Annotated in this window: 26 protein-coding genes, 2 pseudogenes and 1 riboswitch; of the genes and pseudogenes, 8 read left to right on the forward strand and 20 right to left on the reverse strand. The window is 48.3% G+C overall.

What is annotated here, in order from left to right; genetic code table 11:
- Positions 1 to 90: 90 nt before the first annotated feature.
- Positions 91 to 423 carry a YegP family protein gene (locus ACJHW7_RS21225; RefSeq protein ID WP_000929408.1) on the forward strand — a complete coding sequence of 111 codons (333 nt, stop codon included), beginning with the start codon at positions 91 to 93 and terminating at the stop codon, positions 421 to 423.
- A 146-nt stretch (positions 424 to 569) separates the two neighbouring features.
- Positions 570 to 1,931 (forward strand): tRNA 5-hydroxyuridine modification protein YegQ, encoded by a 1,362-nt coding sequence (gene yegQ / locus ACJHW7_RS21230; RefSeq protein ID WP_040234804.1) that lies wholly within the window; start codon positions 570 to 572, stop codon positions 1,929 to 1,931.
- A gap of 330 nt (positions 1,932 to 2,261) precedes the next feature.
- Here the strand turns inward: yegQ and yegR are convergent, their stop codons facing one another.
- Positions 2,262 to 2,579 carry a protein YegR gene (gene yegR, locus ACJHW7_RS21235; RefSeq protein ID WP_001318299.1) on the reverse strand — a complete coding sequence of 106 codons (318 nt, stop codon included), beginning with the start codon at positions 2,577 to 2,579 and terminating at the stop codon, positions 2,262 to 2,264.
- 404 nt (positions 2,580 to 2,983) lie between these two features.
- Here yegR and yegS point away from each other — a divergent pair, with 404 nt between their 5' ends.
- The gene (yegS, locus tag ACJHW7_RS21240; RefSeq protein WP_000807361.1) at positions 2,984 to 3,883 is read left to right on the forward strand and encodes a lipid kinase YegS; all 900 of its coding nucleotides are present in this window, start codon (positions 2,984 to 2,986) and stop codon (positions 3,881 to 3,883) included.
- 81 nt (positions 3,884 to 3,964) lie between these two features.
- Here the strand turns inward: yegS and ACJHW7_RS21245 are convergent, their stop codons facing one another.
- From ACJHW7_RS21245 to fbaB, 8 genes are all read right to left on the reverse strand, one after another.
- Positions 3,965 to 4,738, reverse strand: a complete 774-nt coding sequence (locus ACJHW7_RS21245) for a DeoR/GlpR family DNA-binding transcription regulator (protein WP_040234805.1) — start codon at positions 4,736 to 4,738, stop codon at positions 3,965 to 3,967.
- A 105-nt stretch (positions 4,739 to 4,843) separates the two neighbouring features.
- Positions 4,844 to 5,884 carry a galactitol-1-phosphate 5-dehydrogenase gene (gene gatD / locus ACJHW7_RS21250; RefSeq protein WP_000844219.1) on the reverse strand — a complete coding sequence of 347 codons (1,041 nt, stop codon included), beginning with the start codon at positions 5,882 to 5,884 and terminating at the stop codon, positions 4,844 to 4,846.
- Between the two features lie 47 nt (positions 5,885 to 5,931).
- Positions 5,932 to 7,287, reverse strand: coding sequence for a PTS galactitol transporter subunit IIC (locus ACJHW7_RS21255; RefSeq protein ID WP_000490679.1), 1,356 nt, complete (start codon positions 7,285 to 7,287; stop codon positions 5,932 to 5,934).
- Positions 7,288 to 7,290: 3 nt separating this feature from the next.
- On the reverse strand, positions 7,291 to 7,575 hold the full coding sequence (gatB, locus tag ACJHW7_RS21260) for a PTS galactitol transporter subunit IIB (RefSeq protein WP_000823272.1): 285 nt from the start codon (positions 7,573 to 7,575) through the stop codon (positions 7,291 to 7,293).
- Positions 7,576 to 7,605: 30 nt separating this feature from the next.
- Complete coding sequence (gene gatA / locus ACJHW7_RS21265; protein ID WP_000182914.1) at positions 7,606 to 8,058, reverse strand: PTS galactitol transporter subunit IIA; 453 nt, start codon at positions 8,056 to 8,058, stop codon at positions 7,606 to 7,608.
- A 9-nt stretch (positions 8,059 to 8,067) separates the two neighbouring features.
- A complete protein-coding gene (gene gatZ / locus ACJHW7_RS21270; protein WP_000853898.1) occupies positions 8,068 to 9,330 on the reverse strand; it encodes a tagatose-bisphosphate aldolase subunit GatZ in 1,263 nt (420 codons plus the stop codon).
- A 28-nt stretch (positions 9,331 to 9,358) separates the two neighbouring features.
- Positions 9,359 to 10,213, reverse strand: coding sequence for a tagatose-bisphosphate aldolase subunit GatY (gene gatY, locus ACJHW7_RS21275; RefSeq protein WP_000289788.1), 855 nt, complete (start codon positions 10,211 to 10,213; stop codon positions 9,359 to 9,361).
- 308 nt (positions 10,214 to 10,521) lie between these two features.
- Positions 10,522 to 11,574: a class I fructose-bisphosphate aldolase gene (gene fbaB / locus ACJHW7_RS21280; protein WP_000129551.1), complete on the reverse strand. Its 1,053-nt coding sequence runs from the start codon at positions 11,572 to 11,574 to the stop codon at positions 10,522 to 10,524.
- Positions 11,575 to 11,830: 256 nt separating this feature from the next.
- Here fbaB and ACJHW7_RS21285 point away from each other — a divergent pair, with 256 nt between their 5' ends.
- From ACJHW7_RS21285 to ACJHW7_RS21295, 3 genes are read left to right on the forward strand one after another with little or no spacing between them, the layout of a single operon-like run.
- Complete coding sequence (locus tag ACJHW7_RS21285; RefSeq protein WP_000858498.1) at positions 11,831 to 13,108, forward strand: nucleoside permease; 1,278 nt, start codon at positions 11,831 to 11,833, stop codon at positions 13,106 to 13,108.
- Positions 13,105 to 14,109, forward strand: coding sequence for an ADP-ribosylglycohydrolase family protein (locus tag ACJHW7_RS21290; RefSeq protein ID WP_000846217.1), 1,005 nt, complete (start codon positions 13,105 to 13,107; stop codon positions 14,107 to 14,109). The genes ACJHW7_RS21285 and ACJHW7_RS21290 overlap by 4 nt, the downstream gene beginning before the upstream one ends.
- Positions 14,106 to 15,071, forward strand: a complete 966-nt coding sequence (locus ACJHW7_RS21295; protein WP_000011950.1) for a carbohydrate kinase family protein — start codon at positions 14,106 to 14,108, stop codon at positions 15,069 to 15,071. The genes ACJHW7_RS21290 and ACJHW7_RS21295 overlap by 4 nt, the downstream gene beginning before the upstream one ends.
- Here the strand turns inward: ACJHW7_RS21295 and ACJHW7_RS21300 are convergent.
- The 5 genes from ACJHW7_RS21300 to rcnR form a co-directional block, all read right to left on the reverse strand.
- Positions 15,045 to 15,791, reverse strand: coding sequence for a GntR family transcriptional regulator (locus ACJHW7_RS21300; RefSeq protein ID WP_000434038.1), 747 nt, complete (start codon positions 15,789 to 15,791; stop codon positions 15,045 to 15,047). The two genes, ACJHW7_RS21295 and ACJHW7_RS21300, sit on opposite strands and share 27 nt — an antisense overlap.
- Before the next feature lie 51 nt (positions 15,792 to 15,842).
- The gene (locus tag ACJHW7_RS21305) at positions 15,843 to 16,661 is read right to left on the reverse strand and encodes a glycoside hydrolase family 25 protein (protein ID WP_001373513.1); all 819 of its coding nucleotides are present in this window, start codon (positions 16,659 to 16,661) and stop codon (positions 15,843 to 15,845) included.
- A 64-nt stretch (positions 16,662 to 16,725) separates the two neighbouring features.
- Positions 16,726 to 17,526, reverse strand: a complete 801-nt coding sequence (thiD, locus tag ACJHW7_RS21310) for a bifunctional hydroxymethylpyrimidine kinase/phosphomethylpyrimidine kinase (RefSeq protein ID WP_000822274.1) — start codon at positions 17,524 to 17,526, stop codon at positions 16,726 to 16,728.
- Positions 17,523 to 18,311 (reverse strand): hydroxyethylthiazole kinase, encoded by a 789-nt coding sequence (gene thiM, locus ACJHW7_RS21315; protein ID WP_001195638.1) that lies wholly within the window; start codon positions 18,309 to 18,311, stop codon positions 17,523 to 17,525. The genes thiD and thiM overlap by 4 nt, the downstream gene beginning before the upstream one ends.
- 34 nt (positions 18,312 to 18,345) lie before the next feature.
- Positions 18,346 to 18,442: riboswitch (TPP riboswitch) on the reverse strand.
- A gap of 91 nt (positions 18,443 to 18,533) precedes the next feature.
- Complete coding sequence (rcnR, locus tag ACJHW7_RS21320) at positions 18,534 to 18,806, reverse strand: Ni(II)/Co(II)-binding transcriptional repressor RcnR (protein ID WP_000019944.1); 273 nt, start codon at positions 18,804 to 18,806, stop codon at positions 18,534 to 18,536.
- 120 nt (positions 18,807 to 18,926) lie between these two features.
- Between rcnR and rcnA the strand changes: the two genes are divergently transcribed.
- Together rcnA and rcnB are read left to right on the forward strand one after the other, a co-directional pair.
- Positions 18,927 to 19,751 carry a nickel/cobalt efflux protein RcnA gene (rcnA, locus tag ACJHW7_RS21325; protein WP_000134591.1) on the forward strand — a complete coding sequence of 275 codons (825 nt, stop codon included), beginning with the start codon at positions 18,927 to 18,929 and terminating at the stop codon, positions 19,749 to 19,751.
- Between the two features lie 218 nt (positions 19,752 to 19,969).
- Positions 19,970 to 20,308 (forward strand): Ni(II)/Co(II) efflux transporter accessory subunit RcnB, encoded by a 339-nt coding sequence (gene rcnB / locus ACJHW7_RS21330; protein ID WP_000153067.1) that lies wholly within the window; start codon positions 19,970 to 19,972, stop codon positions 20,306 to 20,308.
- An 81-nt stretch (positions 20,309 to 20,389) separates the two neighbouring features.
- Here the strand turns inward: rcnB and ACJHW7_RS21335 are convergent, their stop codons facing one another.
- From ACJHW7_RS21335 to ACJHW7_RS21360, 6 genes and pseudogenes are all read right to left on the reverse strand, one after another.
- Entirely contained in the window at positions 20,390 to 21,424 is a 1,035-nt protein-coding gene (locus tag ACJHW7_RS21335; protein ID WP_000405694.1) for a putative fimbrial-like adhesin protein, read from the reverse strand.
- Between the two features lie 15 nt (positions 21,425 to 21,439).
- Positions 21,440 to 23,920 (reverse strand): annotated as a pseudogene (locus tag ACJHW7_RS21340) (fimbrial biogenesis outer membrane usher protein).
- Positions 23,921 to 23,935: 15 nt separating this feature from the next.
- Positions 23,936 to 24,610, reverse strand: a complete 675-nt coding sequence (locus ACJHW7_RS21345; RefSeq protein WP_000677401.1) for a fimbria/pilus periplasmic chaperone — start codon at positions 24,608 to 24,610, stop codon at positions 23,936 to 23,938.
- 79 nt (positions 24,611 to 24,689) lie between these two features.
- Positions 24,690 to 25,232, reverse strand: a complete 543-nt coding sequence (locus ACJHW7_RS21350) for a fimbrial protein (RefSeq protein WP_000830468.1) — start codon at positions 25,230 to 25,232, stop codon at positions 24,690 to 24,692.
- A 292-nt stretch (positions 25,233 to 25,524) separates the two neighbouring features.
- Positions 25,525 to 25,806: a YehE family protein gene (locus ACJHW7_RS21355; protein ID WP_001324851.1), complete on the reverse strand. Its 282-nt coding sequence runs from the start codon at positions 25,804 to 25,806 to the stop codon at positions 25,525 to 25,527.
- A 63-nt stretch (positions 25,807 to 25,869) separates the two neighbouring features.
- Positions 25,870 to 26,839, reverse strand: a pseudogene (locus ACJHW7_RS21360) (IS3 family transposase); the annotation flags it as partial.

Raw genomic sequence — 26,839 nt, forward strand, 5'->3', positions numbered from 1 at the left:
GGCAGGCATCAGAAAATCGCTCATACTTTAATCGGTAAACAGCACCTTTAGATGCTGTTTTCGATACACAATTTCAATCAAGGAGTCATTATGGCTGGTTGGTTTGAACTCAGTAAGAGCAGTGATAATCAGTTCCGGTTTGTGCTAAAAGCGGGCAATGGTGAGACTATCCTCACCAGCGAGCTTTATACCTCAAAAGCCTCTGCGGAAAAGGGCATCGCGTCGGTGCGTAGCAACAGCCCGCAAGAAGAACGCTATGAGAAAAAAACGGCAAGTAACGGCAAATTCTATTTCAATCTGAAAGCCGCTAATCATCAAATTATCGGCTCCAGCCAGATGTACGCCACCGCGCAATCTCGTGAAACCGGAATTGCCTCCGTTAAAGCCAATGGCACAAGCCAGACGGTGAAAGACAATACGTAATTACGATGCCGGGCGTGGGTTGTTGGCGTCCGGCGCTTTACCAGATCCCCCCACAGCGCTACAATGCCCGCCCTTAAAGTGGGGGCACTCCCCTAACCGCTTCATCAGGTGAAGCGGATCTGACCTGTCATCAGAACGAGAGAATTATGTTTAAACCGGAACTCCTTTCCCCGGCGGGAACGCTGAAAAATATGCGTTACGCTTTCGCTTATGGCGCAGATGCTGTTTATGCGGGCCAGCCGCGTTACTCCCTGCGTGTGCGCAACAACGAATTCAACCACGAAAATCTTCAGCTCGGCATCAATGAAGCCCACGAGCTGGGGAAAAAGTTTTATGTCGTGGTCAACATTGCACCGCACAACGCCAAGCTGAAAACCTTTATCCGTGACCTGAAACCGGTGGTGGAAATGGGGCCGGATGCGCTGATTATGTCCGATCCAGGGCTGATTATGCTGGTGCGTGAGCACTTCCCTGAAATGCCGATCCACCTCTCGGTGCAGGCTAACGCCGTAAACTGGGCGACGGTGAAATTCTGGCAGCAAATGGGCCTGACCCGCGTGATCCTCTCTCGCGAGCTGTCGCTGGAAGAGATTGAAGAGATCCGCAATCAGGTGCCGGATATGGAGATCGAGATCTTCGTTCACGGCGCACTGTGCATGGCCTACTCCGGTCGCTGCCTGCTCTCTGGCTATATCAACAAGCGCGATCCGAACCAGGGTACCTGCACCAACGCCTGCCGCTGGGAGTACAACGTCCAGGAAGGGAAAGAAGATGACGTTGGCAACATCGTACACAAGTACGAGCCGATTCCGGTGCAAAATGTTGAGCCGACGCTGGGTATCGGCGCGCCAACCGACAAAGTGTTTATGATCGAAGAAGCCCAGCGTCCGGGCGAGTATATGACCGCGTTTGAAGATGAGCACGGCACTTACATCATGAACTCGAAAGATCTGCGCGCCATCGCCCATGTAGAACGCCTGACCAAAATGGGCGTGCATTCGCTGAAAATCGAAGGCCGTACTAAATCTTTCTACTATTGCGCACGCACCGCACAGGTTTACCGTAAAGCTATCGATGACGCCGCTGCGGGCAAACCGTTCGATACCAGCCTGCTGGAAACTCTGGAAGGTCTGGCGCATCGTGGCTATACCGAAGGTTTCCTGCGTCGTCATACTCACGACGATTATCAGAACTACGAATACGGTTATTCAGTTTCTGACCGCCAGCAGTTTGTTGGTGAGTTTACCGGTGAGCGCAAGGGGGACCTCGCGGCGGTAGCGGTGAAAAATAAATTCTCCGTTGGCGACAGCCTTGAGCTGATGACGCCGCAAGGCAACATTAACTTTACCCTTGAGCACATGGAAAACGCCAAAGGTGAAGCGATGCCGGTCGCACCAGGCGATGGTTATACTGTGTGGCTCCCGGTCCCGCAGGATCTTGAGCTCAATTACGCTCTGCTGATGCGTAATTTCTCCGGGGAAACCACGCGTAACCCACACGGTAAGTGATTAATTTCGATTATTTTTCCCGGATGGAAAATTCTTAGAAACCGATCACATACAGCTGCATTTATTAAGGTTATCATCCGTTTCGCTGAAAAACATAACCCATAAAATGCTAGCTGTACCAGGAACCACCTCCTTAGCCTGTGTAATCTCCCTTACACGGGCTTATTTTTTTATGCATAAGCCCTATCTCTGGTAACCGTCTTCCATTGACCACATCGATAGAATCCTCCTTCATAGCACGATGCCTTTCACTTATCGGCATCGTGCTCCCACAGGTTCCGGCTACGCACAGCCAGAACGCGCATATTTGACGCTTACCAAAAAATATTCTCACTCTCCACATTTGAATGTCAGACGAGCGACACCATGTAATCCTACACCTTCTGTCTTCAGCTCAACTATTTGCATTTTTTTGCCCTGAGTAACACAGAAATGAGTTGCATCATTTTTTACTATATTTTCTGCACCAGATATTCTACCCCTGGCTAAAGAAGCTTCGGCTTCGGTGTAGTATTGGTTATCGAGTTTACGCTGAATATTACTTTTATATGCAAGACCAAATTTACCGATACTTGTCTCATCATTATGCACAGCACAACCAGACATAATAAAAATACTAATTAATGATATAGCAGCTATCTTTTTCATCTCACCTTCCCCCATTAAATACCAACGACACTCTCTAGTGTTTAAATATAATAATGGCATGATTATTATAATTGAATAGGATTATAATAAATGTTCTGTACAACATTTCCTACATAAGTAGGAATTACGGACATGGAGGCCCTTCCGGGTAACTCCATGAGGGCTTTAATATATTATATTGAAGATGCCACCGTTTAGTTGAATATTAGGTATATTCTCTTTTTTGAAATTTATCGGTGGCTGCCGTTAGTATTCGCTGTCCCCATTGCAAGCTCCTGGTGGTAACCACTGAATCCTCCATACTTGAACTGACTTTTATCCTCCGACTTTCATCCTGTTCTGACTCCACCTTTTCTTTTCTGCTCTACACTATCTACAGACCAATCATAAAGGCACATACGATCATGGCAGAATTTCCCGCCAGCTTACTGATTCTTAATGGCAAAAGTACTGACAATTTACCCTTGCGCGAAGCAATTATGCTGTTGCGTGAGGAAGGAATGACGATCCATGTGCGGGTCACCTGGGAGAAAGGCGATGCCGCACGATATGTAGAGGAGGCCCGGAAGTTGGGCGTCGCAACGGTGATTGCCGGTGGTGGCGATGGCACCATTAATGAAGTTTCTACGGCGTTGATTCAGTGTGAGGGGGATGACATACCCGCGCTGGGAATTTTGCCATTAGGAACCGCCAATGATTTTGCCACCAGTGTAGGGATTCCTGAGGCACTGGATAAGGCGCTGAAACTGGCAATTGCCGGTAACGCCATTGCGATAGATATGGCGCAGGTCAACAAACAAACCTGTTTTATTAATATGGCGACAGGCGGATTTGGGACGCGTATTACCACAGAAACGCCGGAAAAATTAAAAGCCGCGCTGGGTGGCGTCTCTTACATCATTCATGGCTTAATGCGCATGGATACTCTGCAACCGGACCGTTGTGAAATCCGCGGTGAAAACTTTCACTGGCAAGGTGACGCCCTGGTCATTGGTATTGGTAACGGGCGTCAGGCCGGTGGCGGTCAGCAATTGTGTCCGAACGCGTTAATTAACGATGGCTTGCTGCAACTGCGCATTTTTACCGGCGATGAAATACTTCCGGCTCTCGTATCAACCTTAAAATCTGACGAAGATAACCCGAATATTATCGAAGGCGCTTCGTCGTGGTTTGATATTCAGGCACCACACGACATCACCTTTAATCTTGATGGCGAACCGTTGAGTGGGCAAAATTTTCATATTGAAATACTTCCGGCAGCGTTGCGTTGTCGATTACCACCAGATTGTCCACTGTTGCGTTAATCAAACTATTCTCTCTTGAACCAGGGAGAATCCGTAATGCCGGATGCGGTGTAAACACCTTATCCGGCATACAGAACAATACTACACCGTAATTAATTTTACCCGCGTCTTCTGCAATGCCAGTTTATCCACCTCTGACACAGCATCATCGGTAATAATAATGTCAATTTTTTCGATTGGTAGTACCTGATTAAAACCGCGACGGTTAAATTTCGATGAATTGAGAACGGCAATCACTTTATTAGCGGCTGTGACCATCGCACCGCTAATAGAATAACCTTCATTAAAGGTCGTAATACCATTAACCGCATCAATACCATCAGCACCGACAAACATTAAATCGGCATTAATATCCTGTAATGAACGCTCGGCAATGGAACCATGCATCGAGCGCGTTTTATGGCGGACCGTGCCACCACAGACGACCAGAGTAATGTCTTTATTTTCGGAAAGGGCAAACGCTGCCGGGAGACTGTTGGTAATCACCGTGATATTTTTGGCGGTCATTAATCCTTCGGCGATAAGCATTGTCGTACTTCCGCTGTCGAGAATAACGGTCATCCCTTCGTGGATCATTTTGACTGCCGCCTGCGCTATTCTGTTTTTTGGCGCGCTGGCGAGCTGAAATCGCTCTTTAAACCCGACTTCCTGGGTCTCGGTTTCACTATTACCAGACATTATTTTCGCCGCACCGCCATGAAAGCGCGTAACCACGCCTTTTTGTTCGAGAAAGCGCAAATCGGCACGGATTGTCGCTTCCGAGGCAGCAAATACTCCCGCCAGATCCTGAACAAGCACGGTTCCCTGTTCATTCACTAATTGGATGATCTTATTCCTTCGCTCGAATGAATTCATCGTCATTTACCCATATTCAATTGTGGCTAGTGTAAACGAAGGGGGACCATTGGTGAATGATCTGTTTTGCACAATACCGGGCCAGCATCACGCTGGCCCGCGGTTTCAGGGAATGAGCAACACTTTGCCCGGCATAGCATTACGAGCGATGTCACGCACCGCCTGGGCGAAGCTTTCAAAGCTTCCACGGTGAGCGATTAATGGCTCCAGGCTTAACTTACGTTCTGTCAGCAACCGGCTCGCCGTTTCCCACTCCTGCCCCGGCCAAGGGCTGGAGTAGTTCATCCAACTGCCGATAACCGTCAGCTCTTTACGCAATATTTTGCCAAACGTTGCCGATGTTAAATGCAGATCCTGATGCAACGTGCCCACCAGCGCCAGTTGGGCATGAGGACCGGCAATCTCTACCGCCAGTTCGACAGTTTGCGGTACGCCAGCCGTCTCGAGGATAAGCTGATTAAAGCGCAGTTCGCGTAAAACGCTCTGCATTTGCGGCGCGCTCATTTCGCTACTGTTAAATGTTTGCATCGCACCGAAAGATTTTGCCAGTGCCAGTTTTTCTGAACTAATGTCGATCGCCGTCACACTCTTTGCTCCCAGCGCGACAGCGCACTGAATGGCCAGCAGGCCAATGGTTCCGGCACCAATAATAATAACGTTTTTATTCTCACAACCTTGCGCTAAATGAAAAGCATGCAGACCAACGGTAATCGGCTCAATAAAAGCCCCATCCTCAATAGGCATATCCGTGGGTAGAGCAAAGACATTTTTTCGCTTAACGACAATATATTCAGCAAATCCACCATCACGCCGCGAGCCAATAAAATCATATTTTGCGCACTGGGAATAAAACCCTTTCAGACACTCTGGACAAGTAAAACAGGGTAATAACGGCACACAGGCAACCGCATCGCCAGGGTGTAAATCATCAACACCGGATCCCACCGCATCAATATAGCCGCTAAATTCATGGCCTAACGTTATTGGATAATAATGTGCACCATTTTTAAATATCCTGGGTAAATCGGAACCACATAAGCCCGAGCTGGCAATTTTTACCCGCACCTCATCCTGATGTTTAATTTCAGGAATGACGCTTTCTGCAACGCGCACGATACCATCAGTATCATTCACCACTGATTTCATAAAAACTCCTGATTGTTAAGGGGGATAACCTCCCCCTCAGGTAAAAATTATTCTGCGAGAACGACTTTCTCTTGTTTAATAAAGCCACGCGCTCTACGCCAGGTCATGAAAATACCGGTCAGATAAATTGCACCGATAATAATGAAACCGGGAATATTTTGCGGGGAGAAAACCTGAATCAGTAACCAGGTAATGGGAGAACCGCCCTGATCCATTGAAGCCACCATACCCCCGGCTTTTAACGCCCCAGCATTAGCCGCCAGTTGGGTGTGCAAACCAATAGTTTGCGTCGCGATCCACAGGGTGATGCTCATAATGATGACACCCGAGATTAAGGTGCGGAACAGATTTCCACGATGCACGGCGACCGCCATCGCCACGAAGAAGCCGATGGTGGCAAGATCGCCAAACGGCAGCACCTGATTACCCGGCACACAAACAGCAATTAAAATGGTGAGTGGGATAAAAATCAGGCTTGCCGATACCACCGCCGTATGTCCCAGCAGCAACGCCGGATCAAGGCCAATCAGGAACTCCTGACCGCCGAACTTCGCCTGTAAACGACTACGAGCCTGCTTAGCGATGGGCGTTAAACCATCCATGATGGGTTTAATCACCCGTGGCATTAGCAGCATCACTGCCGCCGTTTTTACCGCCAGCTGCAATACACCTTTGACATCGTAACCCGCGAGGATGCCGATAATCAGCCCCATCACAAAACCCACGGTGACAGGCTCGCCAAATGGACCAAATTTGCGCTGAATATCGTCGGCGCTAAATTTAATTCGGTTAACGCCTGGGATTTTCTCGATGATAGCATCGACCAGCACCGCAATCGGCCCCATATACGCCGACGTACCGTGCGGAATAGCAATACCTTCCAGCTCAAAGAAATTTCGGGTATCGCGGGCAAACCAGTCGCCGAGCTTATAAACAAACGCCGCGTGAATTACCACACCTGCCATCCCTATCATCCATGAACCGGTTGCCAGATGCAGCAACGCGCCGGTGAAGGTCATATGCCAGATATTCCAGATATCAACATTTACCACCCGCGTCATACGGGTCAGTAACATCGCCACGTTAACCAGAATCGCAATCGGAATCGCCACCAGCGCAATTTGCGACGCCCAGGTCATTGGTGAAGAGCCCGGCCAGCCAACATCGACCACATGCAGATTCAGGTCGAAATTTTCCGCCATCGCTTTCGCCGCCGGGCCAATGGAATCCAGCATCAAGCCAATCACAAGGCCAATGCCAACAAAGCCAATCCCGATATGCAGACCCGCTTTAAAGCAATCGCCTGCCTTCATGCCTAATATTTTAGAAAAAATAATGATGACAATCGGAAGCATCACCGTAGGGCCGAGGTCGAGAATATAACGCATGACTTCTGAAAACATAGGTCACCCCTGTAAGATAGTCAGAATTTTATTTTGTAATGCTTCGATACCGACACCAGAAATAAAAGGCATGCCGTGAACTAACGGAATATCGCCAAAACTACGATCCACTTTGGCAGTGGTGCATATCAAATGCACACCATCCATATAGGTTTCTATTTCATTAACCCGACACTGGATTAATTCAACAGGAATATTATGATTCTGACACAACTCTTTAATTTCTTCCGCCGCCATCGTAGAGGTCGCAACCGCGCCTCCGCAAGCGACAATAATCTTGCGTTTCATAAATAGTCCTTTTTATTGTTACAGAGGGATTTATTCGTCTGAATCTAAAACATACTTTGTGAAGTATTCCTTTAACTGAGTTTCAGGAAGAGTAATTAGTGTCTCGACGATATCGGGCTGTTGTAACTTGCCAAATAAACAGCGTAAAAGTTTCAATTGCTGCTGCGGATTTTCCACAATCAACGCAATAACCAACGACACCTCCACGTCGTTATCATCATCCGCTTGCTGAAAATGAACTTTATTTGTTGGCCTTAACAGATAAATGGCTGACGACTTAGCATGAATCGCCTCACAATGCGGTATAGCAATGGCGTGCTGCTCAAGCATTATCCCGGTAGGGAATTCTGCTTCTCTGGCAATTAATGCCTGGGGCCAGGTATCATAAACCACACCTTTCGCGAGCATCTCATTACCGATATGGGTTAAAACTTCGCTACGATCGACAAAAGAAATTCCGCTACGAACAAACAGGTTAGTCATATACCGTCCTTATTCCGCACAGCCGTAGCGATAGGCGCGCAAAACATCATAAATTTTATCCATAATCAGCTGATGCGGTATTGCTGATAATTCCCCGGACTGAATGCGTTCAAATTGTTTGGGAAGATACTGACTAATCATGCCCAGTGGGATGTCCACGCCTTCAAGATTCACCATCATCGTTTCGACGCTATTTTTAATCCGACTATGCGGCCAGTAATAACGAATACGATCCGACAGGCTGTAACGAATATCCAGTAATGAATCGTTAAAACCCGTACGATAATATTTTTTCCAGTATTGCGGTTCGTCGAGCATCACTTCTTCAATTACCGCCAGGCAACCGCTGCGATTTTCAGGGGCGATAAGTTCCTGCTCAATTTGTGCCAGTGCAAATATCGCCTCGCGTAAAGCAAAGGTTAATGCGGGACCGACTTTCAATATTGCAAAGTGATCGCGGACTAATTCCCAATAAGCCGTCCGGGTCTGGTAATCGGTAGAATGTGCTTCATAAACCATTCGGGTGCTTTCTATCCATTGCGCCAGCGGCTGCGCTTCCTGCGGCTGATAATGGATAATATTGCTGTGATCAAATTCCACGCCCGGCTGCACCACGATGGCAATCACGCGTGTTAACGCCTCTGTCAGCCCACGGGCAATAAAGGCCTTTTGATGCGTACGTAAAGTATTGGCGGCATCTTCAACATGGGTGATGTGTACTGACTGAATGGCGCTGGCCTCACCGCCCGGAACCGGAACTTCGGTGCCAATGACATAGCTCAGTTGCTCACGCTGGCAATCTGTCGCCACACTTTCCGCAGCAAAGCAAAGCACAGCAGCTCGTTCCGCAACCGTTTCTGGTGCTAACGGTATGGGATCCCCCGCGCAGGACATTGACGCATCAAGATGAATTTTACTGAAACCGGCACGAACATATTCCTTTACCAGCTCGACGGATTTTTCCATCGCCACATCCGCATTTTCTTGCTGCCAGCAGTTTGGCCCCAGATGATCGCCGCCGAGAATAATGCGTTCGCGTGCAAACCCAACTTTATCGGCAATCGTAAAAACAAATTCGCGAAAGTCTGCCGGTGTCATTCCGGTATAACCGCCAAATTGATTGACCTGGTTTGACGTTGCTTCAATCAGCACTTTGCGCGTGCTGTTGCGATCAAATGCCAGCGCCGCTTCGATAACCAACGGATGGGCAGAACAGACTGAACATATGCCGATATGTTCACCAGCTTTATGCCGGGCAATTAACGTTTTCATGTTTTTTCCTTATTAAATGGCAGGTGCGTTATGCCCTGCCCTCGCAGCCACAATCGGCAATCACTTTGCTCACCACATCGCGCATTGCGGATTTAGCCGACTGCAAATAATCCCGGGGATCGGTCGCTTCAGGGTGCTCGGTCAGGTAATTTTTTAACGCCTGCGAGAAGGCATTTTTCAGCTCCGTTGCAACGTTGATTTTGCATATCCCCAGTTTGATGGTTTGCTGAATATCCTTAGTCGATAACCCTGACGCGCCATGCAGCACCAGCGGTAAGTTCACCCACTGGCGAATGTTCTCCAGTCGAGAAAAATCAAGCGCCGGTGCGCTGGCATACATCCCATGAGCCGTGCCGATGGCGACCGCCAGGGAATCAATTCCGGTTGCCTCGGCAAATTCACGCGCCTGAGCGGGGTTGGTATAAAAAGCATCGGCTTCATTGACTTGCACATCATCTTCCTGGCCGCCAAGTTGCCCCAGCTCCGCTTCGACGCTGACATCAAAGCGATGGCAAAAATCCACCACCTCTTTGACCCGTGAAATATTTTGCGCAAAAGGCAAATGCGAGGCGTCAATCATGACTGAGCGCACGCCAGAACGAACCTTCTGAGCGATATCGTCAAATTTCGTGTGATGGTCGAGATGAATTGCCAGTGGATGGTGATATTGCTTCGCCATCGCGCTGACCAGCGCCAACAGATTTTCTGTACCAGCATGAGTAAATGTGCCAGGCGTTCCGGCGATGATGACCGGCGCATGCAGGTTGGCAGCGGTTTCCACCACCACTTGCATCGTTTCGAGATTGTGAATATTGAATGCCGGAACCGCATAACCGCCGCGCTGTGCGTTGTTCAGCATCTGCTTTGTCGATACCACGTACATTTTCATATCCTGTCGTTTGCTTTCGATTTCAAAATATAATGAAATGATTTGTTTTTAAATGTCGAGATAACGATCACAAAAACGACAATGTGAAAATTGTTCGAGGAGTAAAAGGCAAAAAAAACGGCCTCCCGATAGGGAAGCCGTAGCAAAGTGCGCGTGTTTTTATGCCGGATGCGGTGTAAACATACGTGGCAGTGCTATGTAGGCATGATAAGACGCTTCCGCGTCGCATCAGGCATAGGTTGCCGGATGCAGTGTAAACGCCTTATCCGTCCTACGGGGTGGTGCTGTTCGTATGAGGCGTATCAGGCAATAGTAATTTTGCTATCGAGATAAACGTCCTGCACGGCATTAATCAGTTTCACGCCGTCAGCCATCGATTTCTTGAACGCCTTACGTCCAAGAATCAGCCCCATTCCGCCAGCGCGTTTGTTGATAACCGCAGTACGCACTGCATCGCTGAGGTCAGTTTCACCGCCCGCAGCACCGCCGGAGTTTATCAACCCAGCCCGACCCATATAGCAGTTAGCTAACTGATAACGCACCAGATCAATCGGGTTTTCGCTGGTCAATTTGCTGTAAACACGATCGTCGGTGTAACCGTAATTAATTGCTTTATAGCCGCCGTTATTTTCCGCCATTTTTTGTTTGACGATATCTGCACCGATGGTTGCCGCCAGATGGTTTGCCTGACCGGTCAGGTCGGCGGAAACATGGTAATCAACGCCATCTTTCTTAAAGGCGGAGTTACGCAAATAGGCCCACAGCACTGTCACCATACCCAGCTCGTGCGCACGTTCAAAAGCCGCAGAAATTTCTTCAATCTGGCGACGTGACTCTTCCGAGCCAAAATAGATAGTCGCACCAACCGCAACCGCGCCCATGTTGAACGCCTGCTCCACGCTGGCATACAGCGTTTGATCGTAGGTATTCGGGTAACTTAGCGTCTCGTTGTGATTAAGTTTGACGAGGAATGGAATGCGATGCGCATAACGCCGCGATACCGACGCCAGCACGCCGTAAGTTGACGCCACACAGTTACAGCCCGCTTCGATCGCCAGTTCAACAATGTTTTTCGGGTCAAAGTAGAGCGGGTTAGCAGCAAATGAAGCTCCGGCAGAGTGCTCAACGCCCTGGTCAACCGGCAGAATAGAAAGATATCCTGTGCCAGCCAGACGCCCGGTGTTGTACAACGTCTGCATATTACGTAACACCGCTGGCGGGCGATTATTGTCAATCATTACGCGGTCTACGTAGTCATGTCCGGGGAGATAAAGCTGGTCAGAAGGAATTGTCATACAACGGTGCTGTAAAAGGTTGTCGGCGTCTTTGCCAAGCAACTGCGCAATATCTGTCATTACTATGCTCCCGTAAATTCCGATTGGATATCGGCTATGGATTGTCCTGGCCCGCCTTTTGCGGGCAATCATAATCCTGGTCGTTACGGGCGAGTTTTTCCATCTTTTGGATGTTTTTTCAGCGTTTTCTGTTGGCTCGATTCATCAGAAAAAATGTTAGCGCGGTCAAGTTTTCACCGTAAAGGTATTTAAAAGGTATTATTAAGTGGTATTGTCATCGCGTACCTTACATTACCTGTCATGAAGGAATTAAAAGATGAAAACAACAGCAAAGCTGTCGTTCATGATGTTTGTTGAATGGTTTATCTGGGGCGCGTGGTTTGTGCCATTGTGGTTGTGGTTAAGTAAAAGCGGTTTTAGTGCCGGAGAAATTGGCTGGTCGTATGCCTGCACAGCCATTGCGGCGATCCTGTCGCCAATTCTGGTTGGCTCCATCACTGACCGCTTTTTCTCGGCGCAAAAAGTGCTGGCGGTATTGATGTTCGCAGGCGCGCTGCTGATGTATTTCGCTGCGCAACAGACCACTTTTGCCGGGTTCTTCCCGTTACTGCTGGCCTACTCGCTAACCTATATGCCGACCATTGCGCTGACTAACAGTATCGCTTTTGCCAACGTGCCGGATGTGGAGCGTGATTTCCCGCGCATTCGTGTGATGGGCACTATCGGCTGGATTGCCTCTGGTCTGGCATGTGGTTTCTTGCCGCAAATGCTGGGGTATGCCGATATCTCACCGACTAACATCCCGCTGCTGATTACCGCCGGAAGTTCTGCTCTGCTCGGTGTGTTTGCGTTTTTCCTGCCCGACACGCCGCCAAAAAGCACCGGCAAAATGGACATTAAAGTCATGCTCGGCCTGGATGCGCTGATCCTGCTGCGCGATAAAAACTTCCTCGTCTTTTTCTTCTGTTCATTCCTGTTTGCGATGCCACTGGCGTTCTATTACATCTTTGCCAACGGTTATCTGACCGAAGTTGGCATGAAAAACGCCACCGGCTGGATGACGCTCGGCCAGTTCTCTGAAATCTTCTTTATGCTGGCATTGCCGTTTTTCACTAAACGCTTTGGTATCAAAAAGGTATTATTGCTTGGTCTGGTCACCGCTGCGATCCGCTATGGCTTCTTTATTTACGGTAGTGCGGATGAATATTTCACTTACGCGTTACTGTTCCTCGGTATTTTGCTTCACGGCGTAAGTTACGATTTTTACTACGTTACCGCTTACATCTATGTCGATAAAAAAGCCCCCGTGCATATGCGTACCGCCGCGCAGGGGCTGATCACGCTCTGCTGCCAGGGCTTCGGCAGTTTGCTCGGCTATCGTCTTGGCGGTGTGATGATGGAAAAGATGTTCGCTTATCCGGAACCGGTAAACGGGCTGACTTTCAACTGGTCCGGGATGTGGACTTTCGGCGCGGTGATGATTGCCATTATCGCCGTGCTGTTCATGATTTTTTTCCGCGAATCCGACAACGAAATTACGGCTATCAAGGTCGATGATCGCGATATTGCGTTGACACAAGGGGAAGTTAAATGAAAACAGAACGTATTCTCGGTGCTCTTTATGGGCAGGCGTTAGGGGATGCGATGGGGATGCCCTCCGAGCTTTGGCCACGCAGCCGCGTTAAAGCACACTTTGGCTGGATTGACCGTTTTCTGCCTGGACCAAAGGAGAATAACGCGGCCTGTTATTTTAACCGCGCCGAATTCACCGACGATACCTCGATGGCGCTGTGTCTGGCGGATGCGTTACTGGAACGTGAAGGCAAGATCGATCCGGATCTGATTGGGCGTAATATTCTCGACTGGGCGCTGCGTTTCGACGCCTTTAACAAAAACGTACTAGGTCCGACCTCGAAGATTGCGCTTAACGCCATTCGCGACGGTAAACCCGTTGCTGAACTGGAAAACAACGGCGTGACCAACGGCGCAGCGATGCGCGTCTCGCCATTAGGTTGTTTGCTTCCGGCGCGTGATGTTGATTCCTTTATTGATGATGTGGCGCTGGCGTCGAGCCCGACCCATAAATCCGATCTGGCAGTTGCAGGTGCGGTAGTCATCGCATGGGCGATTTCTCGTGCCATTGACGGAGAAAGCTGGTCAGCGATTGTTGATTCCCTGCCTTCAATTGCGCGACATGCACAGCAAAAACGCATCACTACCTTCAGCGCCTCACTGGCAGCACGTCTGGAGATTGCGCTGAAAATTGTGCGCAATGCCGACGGCACCGAATCCGCCAGCGAACAGCTTTACCAGGTCGTTGGCGCAGGTACCAGCACTATTGAGTCCGTTCCGTGCGCCATTGCGCTGGTTGAACTGGCACAAACCGACCCGAATCGCTGCGCCGTCCTGTGCGCTAACCTTGGCGGCGACACAGACACCATCGGCGCTATGGCGACGGCGATTTGCGGCGCGTTGCATGGCGTTAACGCTATCGATCCTGCATTAAAGGCGGAACTGGATGCGGTAAATCAGCTTGATTTCAACCGCTATGCCACAGCGCTGGCGAAATATCGTCAACAACGGGAGGCGGTATGAGCGGCGCTCGATTACACACGCTGCTGCCTGAATTAACCTCGCGTCAGCCGGTGATGGTCGTCGGCGCGGCGGTCATTGATGTGATCGCCGACGCTTATGCCCTCCCCTGGCGTGGGTGCGATATCGAACTGAAGCAGCAGAGCGTTAACGTTGGCGGCTGCGCACTGAATATTGCCGTGGCGTTAAAGCGCCTCGGCATCGAAGCGGGTAATGCCTTGCCGCTCGGTCAGGGCGTGTGGGCGGAGATTATTCGCAACCGGATGGCAAAAGAGGGCTTAATCAGCCTGATCGATAACGCCGAAGGTGATAACGGCTGGTGTCTGGCACTGGTTGAGCCGGATGGCGAACGCACTTTTATGTCATTCAGCGGTGTGGAAAATCAATGGAATCGCCAATGGTTGGCACGATTAACCGTTGCGCCTGGCAACCTGCTCTATTTTTCCGGTTATCAACTGGCCTCGCCCTGCGGCGAATTGTTAGTGGAATGGCTGGAAAAGCTGCAAGACGTGACGCCGTTTATCGATTTTGGCCCACGTATCGGCGATATCCCGGACGCATTACTGGCGCGGATCATGGCCTGTCGACCTTTAGTATCACTCAATCGTCAAGAGGCTGAGATTGCCGCCGAACGTTTTGCTTTATCCGCAGAGATAACAACACTTGGCAAGCAATGGCAGGAGAAATTTGCCGCGCCGTTGATCGTTCGTCTCGATAAAGAAGGCGCATGGTATTTCAGCAACGACGCTTCTGGCTGCATTCCGGCATTTCCAACGCAAGTTGTCGACACCATTGGGGCGGGCGACAGTCATGCCGGTGGCGTACTTGCCGGGCTGGCCTCTGGTCTGCCACTGGCGGATGCCGTATTACTGGGCAATGCAGTGGCGTCGTGGGTTGTCGGGCATCGGGGCGGTGATTGTGCGCCAACGCGCGAGGAACTACTCCTCGCACACAAAAACGTATAGATCGCTGCGACAGTGGCTAATGCTGTACTCAATAGGCCGTTGCTGTTGGTCAAGCGCCACTTGCTTGATCACCAGCACCGGTATTTTGCTATCTAACTGAATATGTGACTGAAACTCGGCATCCGGCATCCGGGCGCTAACGCGGGAACGCGTACGTTGTGGGTAAATGTGCTGGCTGCGGAAATAGTCATAAAGTGAAATCCCGATGGCATCAACATCATGAATTAAATGCGCCGGAACCCACGATTCCTCAATCGATACCGCTTCTTCATCGACATAGCGAATACGCTTAAGCAAAAAGACATCACTTCCTGCTTCGACCGCCAGCTGCTGCGCGACTTCTTCGGGACATTTCACGACACGCTTGTTAACCCATAGCGTATCGGGCTTTTTCCCGCGCAATACCACCTGCTGAGAAAAACCTCGCGCTTCTTTCAACGAGTATTCGAAGATGTTGTTGATCTGCGTGCCGTAACCGCGCGAACGCGTCACCACACCCTCTTCTTCCAGCGCCTGCATCGCCTTGCGCACCGTAATGCGCGAAACACCGGTTAACTGACTTAAATCACGCTCACCGGGCAAAATATTGCCATGCTCCAGCACCCCGCTGCGCACGGCATTTTTTACCGTTTCGGCAAACTTAATATAAAGCGGCGTGTTATCCGCCGCTAAAATACGCTCGTTCAACTGAGCGATAAGCTGGGTATGCGCTTGTTCCATTTGTCTTTTTCCTGCCGGGGAGTCTGGTGGGAGTATATCACTGCTTCTTATTTAAGGCGTTTCTTTAATCCCATCAACGAATGCCTGCAACTCCTCCTCTGTGCCATTAAACACATTAAAATCCACCGGACCATTAATGCCATCTACCTGCCCACGGTCGGAATGCTGCCAGAAACGCCAGGCCATGCCGTCATTGTCCGGACGACGTTGATAGTAGTGAGCCACCCACCACGGATATTCATTGAAATAGCCCGCCAGATTGGTGTGATAAAAAACGGCTCCTGAGTAAATAATCGGCTTTTTTCCCGTACTTTTTTCGACCATTTTTAGCCACTGACTTACCCGCTTGCGTAATTCTTTTGCCGATAATTTTCCCCGTTCTTCTACGTCCAGCACGGCAGGGAAATCGCCTTGTGAGAAATCCACCGTTTGCAGAAATAATCGTGCCTGAACCGGCGCTGCTACCGACGGGGAGAAATAATGATACGCCCCGCGCAGCAGGCCATTTTCGCGGCTTAGTTGCCAGTTACGCGAAAAATAGGGGTCCACCAGCTTTTCGCCTTCCGTCGCCTTAATAAAAGCAAACTGTAAGCGGATACCGTTGTCGCGCATTTTTGCCACCCGCTGCCAGTCGATCCGCTCCTGCCAGCGAGAAACATCTATTCCGTGAATGGTGTAACTGGCAGGAATGCGAATAGCGAAAGATTTAACCGGGCGATAACCGTAGAAATGGATGTAGTCTTTAATCTGAATTGCTGTCGAATAGAAAAAATTCACCGTCTGACGCGGATAAATTGCAACGATGGAAATTAGCCCAAGAGCGCATAATAGAGAGGTGAGTTTTTTTCGACTGGTAATTCTTAGCTGCATTGGTTTCATCCCTGAATGTCAGTGCAAAAGACTGACAATAACCAAAGCAGCTATAGTACGGTGCTCACCACCAGGCGTGGAAGTGGTGAACCGGACCAATACCGTGACCAACTTCCAGCGTGTCGGCCTGGGCTAACGCCGATGAAAGCCAGCTTTTTGCCTCCTGTACGGTGTCAGCCCAGTTTGTATGGCGCGGGCGTAGTGCAGCCAACGCCGCAGAGAGTGTACAACCAGTGCCGTGGGTGTTTTTGGTCATAATGCGCGGTGCGGTAAACCGTTGTTCACCCTCGCGGGTAAACAGCCAGTCCGGGCTTTGCTCATCATCCAGATGACCACCTTTCATTAGCACTGCGCCACAGCCCATCGCCAACAGCGATCGCCCTTGTTCCAGCATTTCCTGTTCGGTGCGCGCGTGTGGCGCGTCGAGCAAGGCGGCAGCTTCGGGCAAGTTTGGCGTTATTAATGAAACCTGTGGCAATAATCGACTGCGCAGCGTAGCAACCGCCGAAGGTGAAAGCAGCGGGTCGCCGCTTTTTGCCAGCATAACGGTGTCGAGTACCACGTTTTGGATCTGATAACGTTGCAACCGTTCTGCCACCGCTTCAACAATATCGGTTTCCGCCAACATACCGATTTTAGTGGTATCGATTCGCACATCGCTGAACACCGAATCGAGCTGGGCGGCGACAAAATCAGGCTCAATGCGATACACCGACTGTACGCCACGGGTATTTTGCGCCACCAGTGCAGTAATAACTGAGCAACCATAAGCGCCAAGTGCCGAGAAGGTTTTAAGATCGGCCTGAATCCCCGCACCACCACTCGGATCAGTACCGGCAATCGTCAGAGCGTTAATTCGTTTCATGCCTGCACCTCCTGCGTCAATTGCCAGAGCGCATCAAGGAAATGTGGAACAAAACTGCCTGGCCCCTCGCTTCTGGCGACTGCGCGTTCTCCGGCTTGTTTCATCCAGTGACAGGCAGATGCGACATTTTCCAGCATATCGCCTGGTAACGCACAACAGGCAGCGACAACCGCCGATAATGCACAGCCAGTTCCTACCACTTTGGTCATTAACGGATCGCCACCGTGAATGCCAATGATACGATGTCCATCGGTAACATAATCCACCTCGCCAGTGACCACGACGATTGCGCCAGTTTCCCGTGCCAGTGTTTGTGCAGCGGGTATCGCGTTAGCTGCGGCGTCAGTGGTATCCACTCCCCGCCCACCATTAGCAATGCCAGCTAATGCCATGATTTCCGAAGCATTACCACGTATCGCTGCCGGTTTAAAAGATAAAAGTTCATGACAAAAATGGCGGCGATAATCGAGCGCACCCACCGCTACTGGATCAAGCGTCCAGGGTGTTTGAGAGCTTTTTGCTTGCTCAACGGCAGCACGCATCGCCTGTGTGCGTGGCTGCGTCAGTGTGCCAACGTTAATCAACAAGGCACTGGCGATAGCCGCAAACTGACTGGCCTCTTCGGTTTCGATAACCATCGCTGGCGATGCACCGAGCGCCAGCAAGGTATTGGCAGTAAAGGTTTGCACCACATCGTTGGTCATGCAGTGCACAAGAGGGGAATGTTGGTGAAAAAGGTGTAACGTGTGCGCAGATTGCGCTGAACTCAGCAGGTCGACTTGCATAGTTTGCTCCTGCCATAACGTGAAGAAGCAATGACCTGGTGGTCCGTGACTTCCCTACGCTGGCATTATCCAGATCAGGTGATACGGGTATTTCTCAGCCTTCACGCAGAAGGGCACCCCGAGTCGTTTGGTTGCGATGATAAATCGCAGAGGAGGATGGTAATGTCCAGCGCACGCGTTGTAAACGAGGAAAAACGGCAGTTTTACAATCGCGTTAATAAATTATTTGATATATGAATCCAGCACCTTCAGAACGACATCCAGATCTTCTTCACGTTTTAGCTCATCCCCCTGGTGAACGATATGTTCCGTTAGATGACCTTTAATCACTTCCCGCATCAGACCGTTTACCGCGCCACGGATAGCAGCAATCTGTTGTAAAACTGCAGCGCATTCGTGCGGCTCGTCGAGCATTTTCTTGAGCGCCACGACCTGGCCCTGAATCTTACTGGCACGCGCTTTCAGTTTCTGTTTATCACGGATTGTATGAGACATGGCAACACCTGGTTAACAAGAACATGAAAAATCATAGCACTATTAATCTACTGGGGGGTAGTATCAGGTACTGGGGGGGAGTAGAATCAGATTGCCGAATTAATACTAAGAATTATTATCATGACCGAATTTACAACTCTTCTTCAGCAAGGAAACGCCTGGTTCTTCATCCCCAGCGCCATCTTACTTGGTGCGCTTCATGGCCTGGAACCAGGGCACTCAAAAACGATGATGGCGGCGTTTATCATCGCCATCAAAGGCACCATTAAACAGGCGGTGATGCTCGGACTGGCAGCAACCATTTCGCATACCGCGGTGGTCTGGTTGATTGCCTTTGGCGGGATGGTGATCAGTAAGCGCTTTACTGCTCAATCAGCAGAACCGTGGCTCCAGCTGATTTCCGCAGTGATCATTATTGGCACCGCGTTCTGGATGTTCTGGCGTACCTGGCGCGGCGAACGCAACTGGCTGGAGAATATGCACGGGCATGATTATGAGCATCATCACCACGATCACGAAGATCACCACGACCATGGACATCATCACCATCACGAACATGGCGAGTATCAGGATGCCCATGCACGAGCCCATGCCAATGACATTAAACGACGCTTTGATGGTAGAGAGGTCACCAACTGGCAAATTTTGCTATTTGGCTTAACCGGTGGCCTTATCCCCTGCCCGGCAGCAATTACCGTGCTGTTGATATGCATTCAGTTGAAAGCCCTGACACTGGGCGCAACACTGGTCGTCAGTTTCAGCATTGGCCTGGCGTTAACGCTTGTCACCGTAGGCGTTGGCGCAGCAATCAGCGTTCAGCAGGTCGCAAAACGCTGGAGCGGATTTAACACTCTCGCTAAACGCGCCCCCTATTTTTCCAGTCTGTTGATTGGCTTAGTTGGTGTGTATATGGGCGTACATGGCTTCATGGGCATAATGCGATAACTCAATCCTTTAGGCTTGCATGTTATCTTCAGCCCAGGATGATTCTTAAATCAGCTATTTCCGCTGACTCTCTGCTCGCTAAGGATGCTTTTAGGGCATCCTTTCATTTACACTTTTTACGAAATCATGGGATCACTAACAAAATATCGCTTGTCAGTTATATTGTATGGCAGGAAAGATATGCGACTGATATTACAGATCCCCAAAGTGGAGAGTTTATGACCATTAAAAATAAGATGTTGCTGGGTGCGCTTTTGCTGGTTACCAGTGCCGCCTGGGCCGCACCAGCCACCGCGGGTTCGACCAATACCTCGGGAATTTCTAAGTATGAGTTAAGCAGTTTCATTGCTGACTTTAAGCATTTCAAACCAGGGGACACCGTACCAGAAATGTACCGTACCGATGAGTACAACATTAAGCAGTGGCAGTTGCGTAACCTGCCCGCACCTGACGCCGGAACCCACTGGACCTATATGGGTGGCGCGTACGTGTTGATCAGCGACACCGACGGAAAAATCATTAAAGCCTACGACGGTGAGATTTTTTATCATCGCTAAAAAAAGCCCCCTCGGAGAGAGGGGGAAATGCAGACACCTTATTATTTCTTATTATTAGCCACTTGCTCGTCTTGCTTGTTATTAGTCGTATTTCACGTTGATTAATGCGGTTGCTTCCAGTGCGCCAGATTTAACTTTGTTTGTATCGTAGACGTAGTAACTGGCTGTTATCGGAATTGAAACCGTTGTATCTGTAAGTTTTGACTTTGCCGCAATTTCTTTTAAATTTGTGTATCCTTTACTGCTGTTAGTGATATTTAAAAGTGTGACTGGCGAACTATTACTTTCAAGAATAAATCCTACGCCATTATCTTCCGCACCTTTCAGTATTGTGTTGCTGTTGGTTAACAAGTCAGAACTTGATAAATACACCTGCATTTTCCGTGATGTTTGATTTTGTTGACCTAATAAATTTTTACAACGCAGAATAATATCCCCTTGTTTACTATTTATTGTTGCTTTGTTACCTGTGGCTGGTAATTGTGAAACGGGAATACTGTCTAAAGTAATTAATAAATCGTCCGGTTTGCAGGTTGTGGTTATCGGGTTGTATGACAATGTCAGATTAAAGGAATAGACACCTGCATTTTGTGCCAATGCATTTCTGTAGCTATTTACACATGCATCCCATGACTTGCCACCTAATAAACACAGTAGAAATTGTACTGCGGCACTCCCGCGTGTCGATGATGAAGCACTGGATAATGTTGCAACACCATTAATCATCACTGAACCGCCGCCCCCCGCAGAAACATTCACTTTTGCATTACTGGCCGCAGGTGTCACCGTTACCGAATAACCATTGGTGAAACTGGTCTGATTATTTGACAACGTGATGTTATTTTTATTGGTCCATTCAAAATGTAAATTTAATTTAATGGTATCGTTATAAAGTCCAACAATAATATCCGACGGGCTCATAGGGGTGATAGTATTTGTACTTACGCATGACGAATCATTAAAATTATGCTCATATGTCGCCATTTGTGTTTGAGTAAGTGCAAAATCCCCCTGAACAACCAAGTTGTGCTGAACAGATAACTCACTATAACATGCCGCATAGCTCACAGGCATAACCATCATCATTAATATAAATAGCATTATGCGAATTTCCATAGAACCACCTGACTATTACTGGCAAATATAATTTCTACTTTCATCAATCTCTTTACCGAAGGTGATTGTGCATGAAAGTCCTTGTTGCTTATCAATTGCCACATTAACCGATGACGGTACTTCATTGGTGCGAATAAATAACTGACTTCCCTGGCCGACAACGCCAATATTATGACCATGGATATCATTGACTTCATAACCAAACGTTAATGATTGCCCATCTGCTCTTAACGCTTTTATAAACCATGGCTTGCGCTGATCGGTATCAAAATTAACCAGTACAACCGCGCCGCGATAAGGGGCGGCAATTTTCCGGTTGCCACGTAATTCTGCTTCGCTATCGCTTTGCGACACATCCAGCATCAGGTGATTTTCCCGATAAGGTGTCATTCCGTCGTATATCACCACTCCATTACGGTTTGTTGTGCGATATTTTTGCCCATTGACATAAGCATCTTTAATTCCTGGCGCATTCATCACAGCAAACGTTTCGGAAAGACGGTTCGCCAGATTAACGCCACCCGACCAGGCGACAATGCCCCCTGAAACACTGGCTCCAGCCTGTCGATAAGTACTCGACTGACTATAACTGCCATTCACTGTCGCAACCGGCGCGTTCCAGGTCAAATTCGCCCCAGCTGTCGTTTCATTTCCCTGATGTTGATGACTCAGGTTGACACCATAATTGAACTGATCCCGACTCCCTACTGTTCCTGATAATCCCGTATTATTTGAGGCAAACCCCTGATCATCAAACGTCGTTGAGTTAGACATATATATTTGCCGACGAGGCGTCGAAACGTCATCACCCCAATCAAAGGGAATCGATATAAAAATATTAAAACGTTTCTCTTCATGATGATTCTCGTCATAAGCCTGGCTTGCCGCGAGGGTATAGCTTATCCGTCGCAGGTTGTTGGAATAACTCAACTGATAATCCTTACTACTGCCGCTACGCCCCCAGTAATCTCGCCATAACGTACTTAATGACACAGACCCCCAACCTTCTGGCAATGACTGGCTCATATTGGCGGAAAAGCTATTTTTGCGGCCAAAATCGTTCTGGTAATAATCGGCAATGTCATAGACATCGTTTTCATCACGGCGATAATTATCTTTATTGTTTGCCCAAACGTGATCGTTAAATGTCCGGTAATCACGCGACGAATAACGCCAGGCCGCCAGACCAAAACGCGTCGACGTTTGGCTCACAAATTTGTTGTAGGCAATTTGATAACTTTGCCCGTCAAACACATCGCCGTTGTCTTGTTTACTATGCGACTTAGTGGCATCGACGGAAATGGCACCAATGCGTGTATTCCAGCCAGCCCCCAAAGTAAACGCGTAATAATTATTCGCGACCATCGAGCCACCATACAGCGTCAATAAATTATTAAAACCATACTGATAACCCGCCTGGACAAAATCACTTTGTTTGCTCGCCCCTTCAATATGGCTACGACCCGCCGCTAAATCATATTTCGACACGCCGGGTTGCAGCATATTTGGCACCGCTGCATAAGGCACCAGATAGGTGGTTACCGAGCCGTCCGCCTCTTTCACGCTGACATCAAGATCTGCTCCACCACCGGCCAACTGCAAATCTGTAATCGCGAACGGGCCAGGAGGAACCTCTTTCTGATAAACCACAAAACCATTCTGTTCAATAGTTACCAGCGCGTTACTCTGAGCAATCCCCTGCACCCGTGGCGTAAAATTTTGTTTCGAGTTAGGCAACATCTGCATATCACGAAACAACCGCACACCTCTGAAGCGAACAGAATCAAAAATATCGCTTGATGTGTACATATCACCCACGCGAAGCGTGCCGAGAAGTTGGGCAAATCCACGTTCCAGATACAGGGTATTGCTTTTCCACACCCCTGGATTGTTATTTGTTTTACTGAAACTGGCATCAGAATGCAGTTACCACCCCAGTAAATTTAACCCGCTGTTAAAACGTACATATGTACTCTTGTTATTACCCGACGCTTTATAGTCGCTGTAATACTGACTCAGATAATAAGAGGTATAAAACGCATTAATACCCCGCTCCCAGTTTTCCGGTGGAACATAGCCACTTTCCAGTTCTTCCACCCAGGCCTGCGGGACACTGAAATCGAGACGAAAAACCCCGATATCCCAGGTATAGCTCCCACCCTGAACAAGTTGCTCAAATGTTAAACATTGCTTACCGCTGGCGAAGTTATCGCTATTAATGCCTAACCGCTTGATAACTTCTCTTGATAAACATGTTTCTTGCGGGTTGTCTTTAACAATAATCTCATATTTCCCGCGCCATTGCTTATTGACATAAATATCGATGTCATACTGCCCCGGTAAGGGTTGATTATCATCAAGACGAATATTTGCAACCTGCTGGTCTTTCATTCCACCTATCATAAAATGGGTATCAAAGGTTTCTTCAGCTGCATAAGCTTCAATGCCGAGCAATAACGCTACGATTGCTGATGCAAGTGGGGTAATTCTCAACATAGGCAGCTCCTGCAATTAAATTTTGTCACTAATATAGTTGCCATGGTCATCGATAATGGTCAGATGCCAGTTATTTGCATTATTACTTTTGACATTAACACTCTGACTTTCTAAGGGGGCAATCATAATAGTTTCATAATTGACTTTGACATTATTCGCTTTGACATCCGAAATCGTCACCCAATTAGCTGAGTCATTTTTTATCACCAAACCATTGCCACTGCGATTTACCAGCAATTTTTTAAATGTCGCTTTATTTACCGGAGCAATACCCGCTGACCGGTAAAACAACTTAATTCTGTTTTGCATCGCAAACTTCAGTGCATTCTTACCTTCTTGCTCTGGACTATTTGGTGGAATATCCAGAACATTCAGATAAAAAATGCTTTCTTTATTAGTGGGCAGTTTATTCGGCATAATTTTGATTTTTACTTGCTGCCCGGAATTTGCTCCTATTTTTGCCACTGGTGGCGTTAACATGAAAGGAACCTGAATTTTTTCTGGTGGTAATGACGTATCGCCATCATCAATCCACGCCTGCAGCAGCGAAGAACGGTTTCCCTGGTTCATCAACTGCACCATCACTTCTTTATTTTCTGCCGGGTAAATAATGCGCGTCCCGTAGATAACAATTCCGGCATGTGCAGGAAGGACCATAGAAAAAATGAGTAAAGATAATAATCCTTTCATTTTAATGCCTCTTAAATTAAAAGGCCGCCATGGGATAGCGGCCATGTTTATTACCTGGAGAAACTTACAATTTTATTTATTAATCCTGCGCCACACGCATAACCAGAGAAGATAACACATCACCTGATTGCACTGAGTTATCTGTCAGTTTCAGGTATTTTGCTTTAAACGGAATAGCATATTGACCTTCCGCTGTTTTATAACTCTCAATGTTAAAAGGTGCAGAAACATCCAGGACATCGCTGTTATCACCTAAATAGAGATAGTAACCCACGGTATCGTTGCTACTGGCTATCGCCTTATCGTTACCGGTTATTTTATCGTTGGTAATCAACGAGAGTTTTACACCAGCAACTTCTTTCGGGCAGCTAATTTTTAACATGCTGCTGGTTACACCGACTGCATCATCATAGGTAGAATATTTAGCTTTACCTTCAAAGACAGTGGTTGGTACAGTCGGCATATTAATACTTACTGAATCACCACCCGCTTCGAATTTACACGGAGATTCTGCAATATTCCCCTTAATAGTTAATGTTCCGGTATCAACGTCTGCAGCAAATACTCCAGCGCTCATAAAAAAAGAAGAAAAGACAGCGGCAGCAATAATTGAACGTTTCATAATATGTTCCTTAATAAAATTTATTTTTGGTTGTTAAGAGTCTGTATCTCTTGGAAACAAATTTCTCACATCAAAAAAGTTGCCGCAATGTAAACACATTGTTTTATTGATTTAAAACAAATTAACCATTGCAATATAAATACAACAAATATTTAAGAGTATTAACTATTTATCGCATCTATCAATTAATGTAGATTTATGTAAATGGTATTGTTGATATCAATAAAAAAGCCGAAATCATTTATATAAATGATTTCGGCTTTCTAAATGCAATTAAAATCAGGTTGCCAAATTAATCGTAGCGATTTAACACGATTCGACGTTTGCTATCGCTACCTGCAACAACCACTTCTGTCGTTACACCTTTGACGGGCGAAGAAAACAGATGACGGGTGTCAACATTATACGTTAACTGACCACAATGCTGTTGAGGTTGACCATTAACCATAGCCATACTGCATGTTGGGGGACTGATCCTGCCATTAATCGCTAATGTGGCAGTCTCTGAAGAGAACGCGGGAGAAGCCAATCCATAGGCAAGAAAAATAATTCCTGACAGCCAATACTTATTCATTGAACGTTATCCCTGTAGTAAAGGTTATGCCTGGATAGAATGAGTGCATAACTGGATTTGCCCCTATATTTCCAGACACCTGTTATCACTTAACCCATTACTGGCCTGCTGCCGCAGATATTCCCGTGGCGAGCGATAACCCAGTGCACTATGCGGATGCCATTCGTTATAATGCTCGAACGCCTCTGCAAGGTTCTTTGCTGCCGTTAACCCGTCTGGTTTAGGCATGATACTGATGTAGTCACGCTTTATCGTTTTCACGAAGCTCTCTGCTATGCCGTTACTCTCCGGACTCCGCACCGCCGTGTTCTTCGGTTCAAGCCCCAACATCCGGGCAAACTGCCGTGTTTCATTAGCCCGGTAGCATGAACCATTATCCGTCAGCCATTCTACTGGAGACGCCGGAAGCTCGTTGCCGAAGCGGCGTTCCACCGCTCCCAGCATGACGTCCTGTACTGTTTCACTGTTGAAGCCGCCCGTAGTGACCGCCCAGTGCAGTGCCTCACGGTCACAGCAGTCCAGCGCGAACGTGACTCGCAGTTTTTCTCCGTTATCACAGCGGAACTCGAACCCGTCAGAGCACCATCGCTGATTACTTTCTTTCACAGCCACTCTGCCTGTATGTGCCCGTTTCGATGGCGGTACAGCGGTTTTTCGCTCAAGCAACAGCGCATTCTGGCGCATGATCCGGTAAATACGTTTGGCATTGATCGCAGGCATACCATCAAGTTCGGCCTGTCTGCGAAGCAGCGCCCATACCCGACGATAACCATATGTGGGTAGCTCTCCGATAACATGGTGTATACGGCGAAGCACATCCGTATCATCCGTGTGACGGCTGCGGCGGCCGTCCTTCCAGTCATCGGCTCGTCTGAGAATGACGTGCAACTGCGCACGCGACACCCGGAGACAACGGCTGACGAAGCTTACTCCCCATCCCCGGGCAATAAGGGCGCGTGCGCTATCCACTTTTTTGCACGCCCGTATTCAACGGCTTCTTTAAGGAGTTCATTTTCCATCGTTTTTTTGCCGA

It is taken from the genome of Escherichia sp. WS1152 (genome assembly GCF_046487665.1).
Lineage (GTDB): Bacteria > Pseudomonadota > Gammaproteobacteria > Enterobacterales > Enterobacteriaceae > Escherichia > Escherichia coli.

What these genes read in the sequence shown, in the direction of transcription:
- ACJHW7_RS21225 (WP_000929408.1), top strand. Translation starts at nt 91, where the DNA reads ATGGCTGGTTGGTTTGAACTCAGTAAGAGCAGTGATAATCAGTTCCGG.
- yegQ (WP_040234804.1), top strand. Translation starts at nt 570, where the DNA reads ATGTTTAAACCGGAACTCCTTTCCCCGGCGGGAACGCTGAAAAATATG.
- yegR (WP_001318299.1), bottom strand. Translation starts at nt 2,579, where the DNA reads ATGAAAAAGATAGCTGCTATATCATTAATTAGTATTTTTATTATGTCT.
- yegS (WP_000807361.1), top strand. Translation starts at nt 2,984, where the DNA reads ATGGCAGAATTTCCCGCCAGCTTACTGATTCTTAATGGCAAAAGTACT.
- ACJHW7_RS21245 (WP_040234805.1), bottom strand. Translation starts at nt 4,738, where the DNA reads ATGAATTCATTCGAGCGAAGGAATAAGATCATCCAATTAGTGAATGAA.
- gatD (WP_000844219.1), bottom strand. Translation starts at nt 5,884, where the DNA reads ATGAAATCAGTGGTGAATGATACTGATGGTATCGTGCGCGTTGCAGAA.
- ACJHW7_RS21255 (WP_000490679.1), bottom strand. Translation starts at nt 7,287, where the DNA reads ATGTTTTCAGAAGTCATGCGTTATATTCTCGACCTCGGCCCTACGGTG.
- gatB (WP_000823272.1), bottom strand. Translation starts at nt 7,575, where the DNA reads ATGAAACGCAAGATTATTGTCGCTTGCGGAGGCGCGGTTGCGACCTCT.
- gatA (WP_000182914.1), bottom strand. Translation starts at nt 8,058, where the DNA reads ATGACTAACCTGTTTGTTCGTAGCGGAATTTCTTTTGTCGATCGTAGC.
- gatZ (WP_000853898.1), bottom strand. Translation starts at nt 9,330, where the DNA reads ATGAAAACGTTAATTGCCCGGCATAAAGCTGGTGAACATATCGGCATA.
- gatY (WP_000289788.1), bottom strand. Translation starts at nt 10,213, where the DNA reads ATGTACGTGGTATCGACAAAGCAGATGCTGAACAACGCACAGCGCGGC.
- fbaB (WP_000129551.1), bottom strand. Translation starts at nt 11,574, where the DNA reads ATGACAGATATTGCGCAGTTGCTTGGCAAAGACGCCGACAACCTTTTA.
- ACJHW7_RS21285 (WP_000858498.1), top strand. Translation starts at nt 11,831, where the DNA reads ATGAAAACAACAGCAAAGCTGTCGTTCATGATGTTTGTTGAATGGTTT.
- ACJHW7_RS21290 (WP_000846217.1), top strand. Translation starts at nt 13,105, where the DNA reads ATGAAAACAGAACGTATTCTCGGTGCTCTTTATGGGCAGGCGTTAGGG.
- ACJHW7_RS21295 (WP_000011950.1), top strand. Translation starts at nt 14,106, where the DNA reads ATGAGCGGCGCTCGATTACACACGCTGCTGCCTGAATTAACCTCGCGT.
- ACJHW7_RS21300 (WP_000434038.1), bottom strand. Translation starts at nt 15,791, where the DNA reads ATGGAACAAGCGCATACCCAGCTTATCGCTCAGTTGAACGAGCGTATT.
- ACJHW7_RS21305 (WP_001373513.1), bottom strand. Translation starts at nt 16,661, where the DNA reads ATGCAGCTAAGAATTACCAGTCGAAAAAAACTCACCTCTCTATTATGC.
- thiD (WP_000822274.1), bottom strand. Translation starts at nt 17,526, where the DNA reads ATGAAACGAATTAACGCTCTGACGATTGCCGGTACTGATCCGAGTGGT.
- thiM (WP_001195638.1), bottom strand. Translation starts at nt 18,311, where the DNA reads ATGCAAGTCGACCTGCTGAGTTCAGCGCAATCTGCGCACACGTTACAC.
- rcnR (WP_000019944.1), bottom strand. Translation starts at nt 18,806, where the DNA reads ATGTCTCATACAATCCGTGATAAACAGAAACTGAAAGCGCGTGCCAGT.
- rcnA (WP_000134591.1), top strand. Translation starts at nt 18,927, where the DNA reads ATGACCGAATTTACAACTCTTCTTCAGCAAGGAAACGCCTGGTTCTTC.
- rcnB (WP_000153067.1), top strand. Translation starts at nt 19,970, where the DNA reads ATGACCATTAAAAATAAGATGTTGCTGGGTGCGCTTTTGCTGGTTACC.
- ACJHW7_RS21335 (WP_000405694.1), bottom strand. Translation starts at nt 21,424, where the DNA reads ATGGAAATTCGCATAATGCTATTTATATTAATGATGATGGTTATGCCT.
- ACJHW7_RS21345 (WP_000677401.1), bottom strand. Translation starts at nt 24,610, where the DNA reads ATGAAAGGATTATTATCTTTACTCATTTTTTCTATGGTCCTTCCTGCA.
- ACJHW7_RS21350 (WP_000830468.1), bottom strand. Translation starts at nt 25,232, where the DNA reads ATGAAACGTTCAATTATTGCTGCCGCTGTCTTTTCTTCTTTTTTTATG.
- ACJHW7_RS21355 (WP_001324851.1), bottom strand. Translation starts at nt 25,806, where the DNA reads ATGAATAAGTATTGGCTGTCAGGAATTATTTTTCTTGCCTATGGATTG.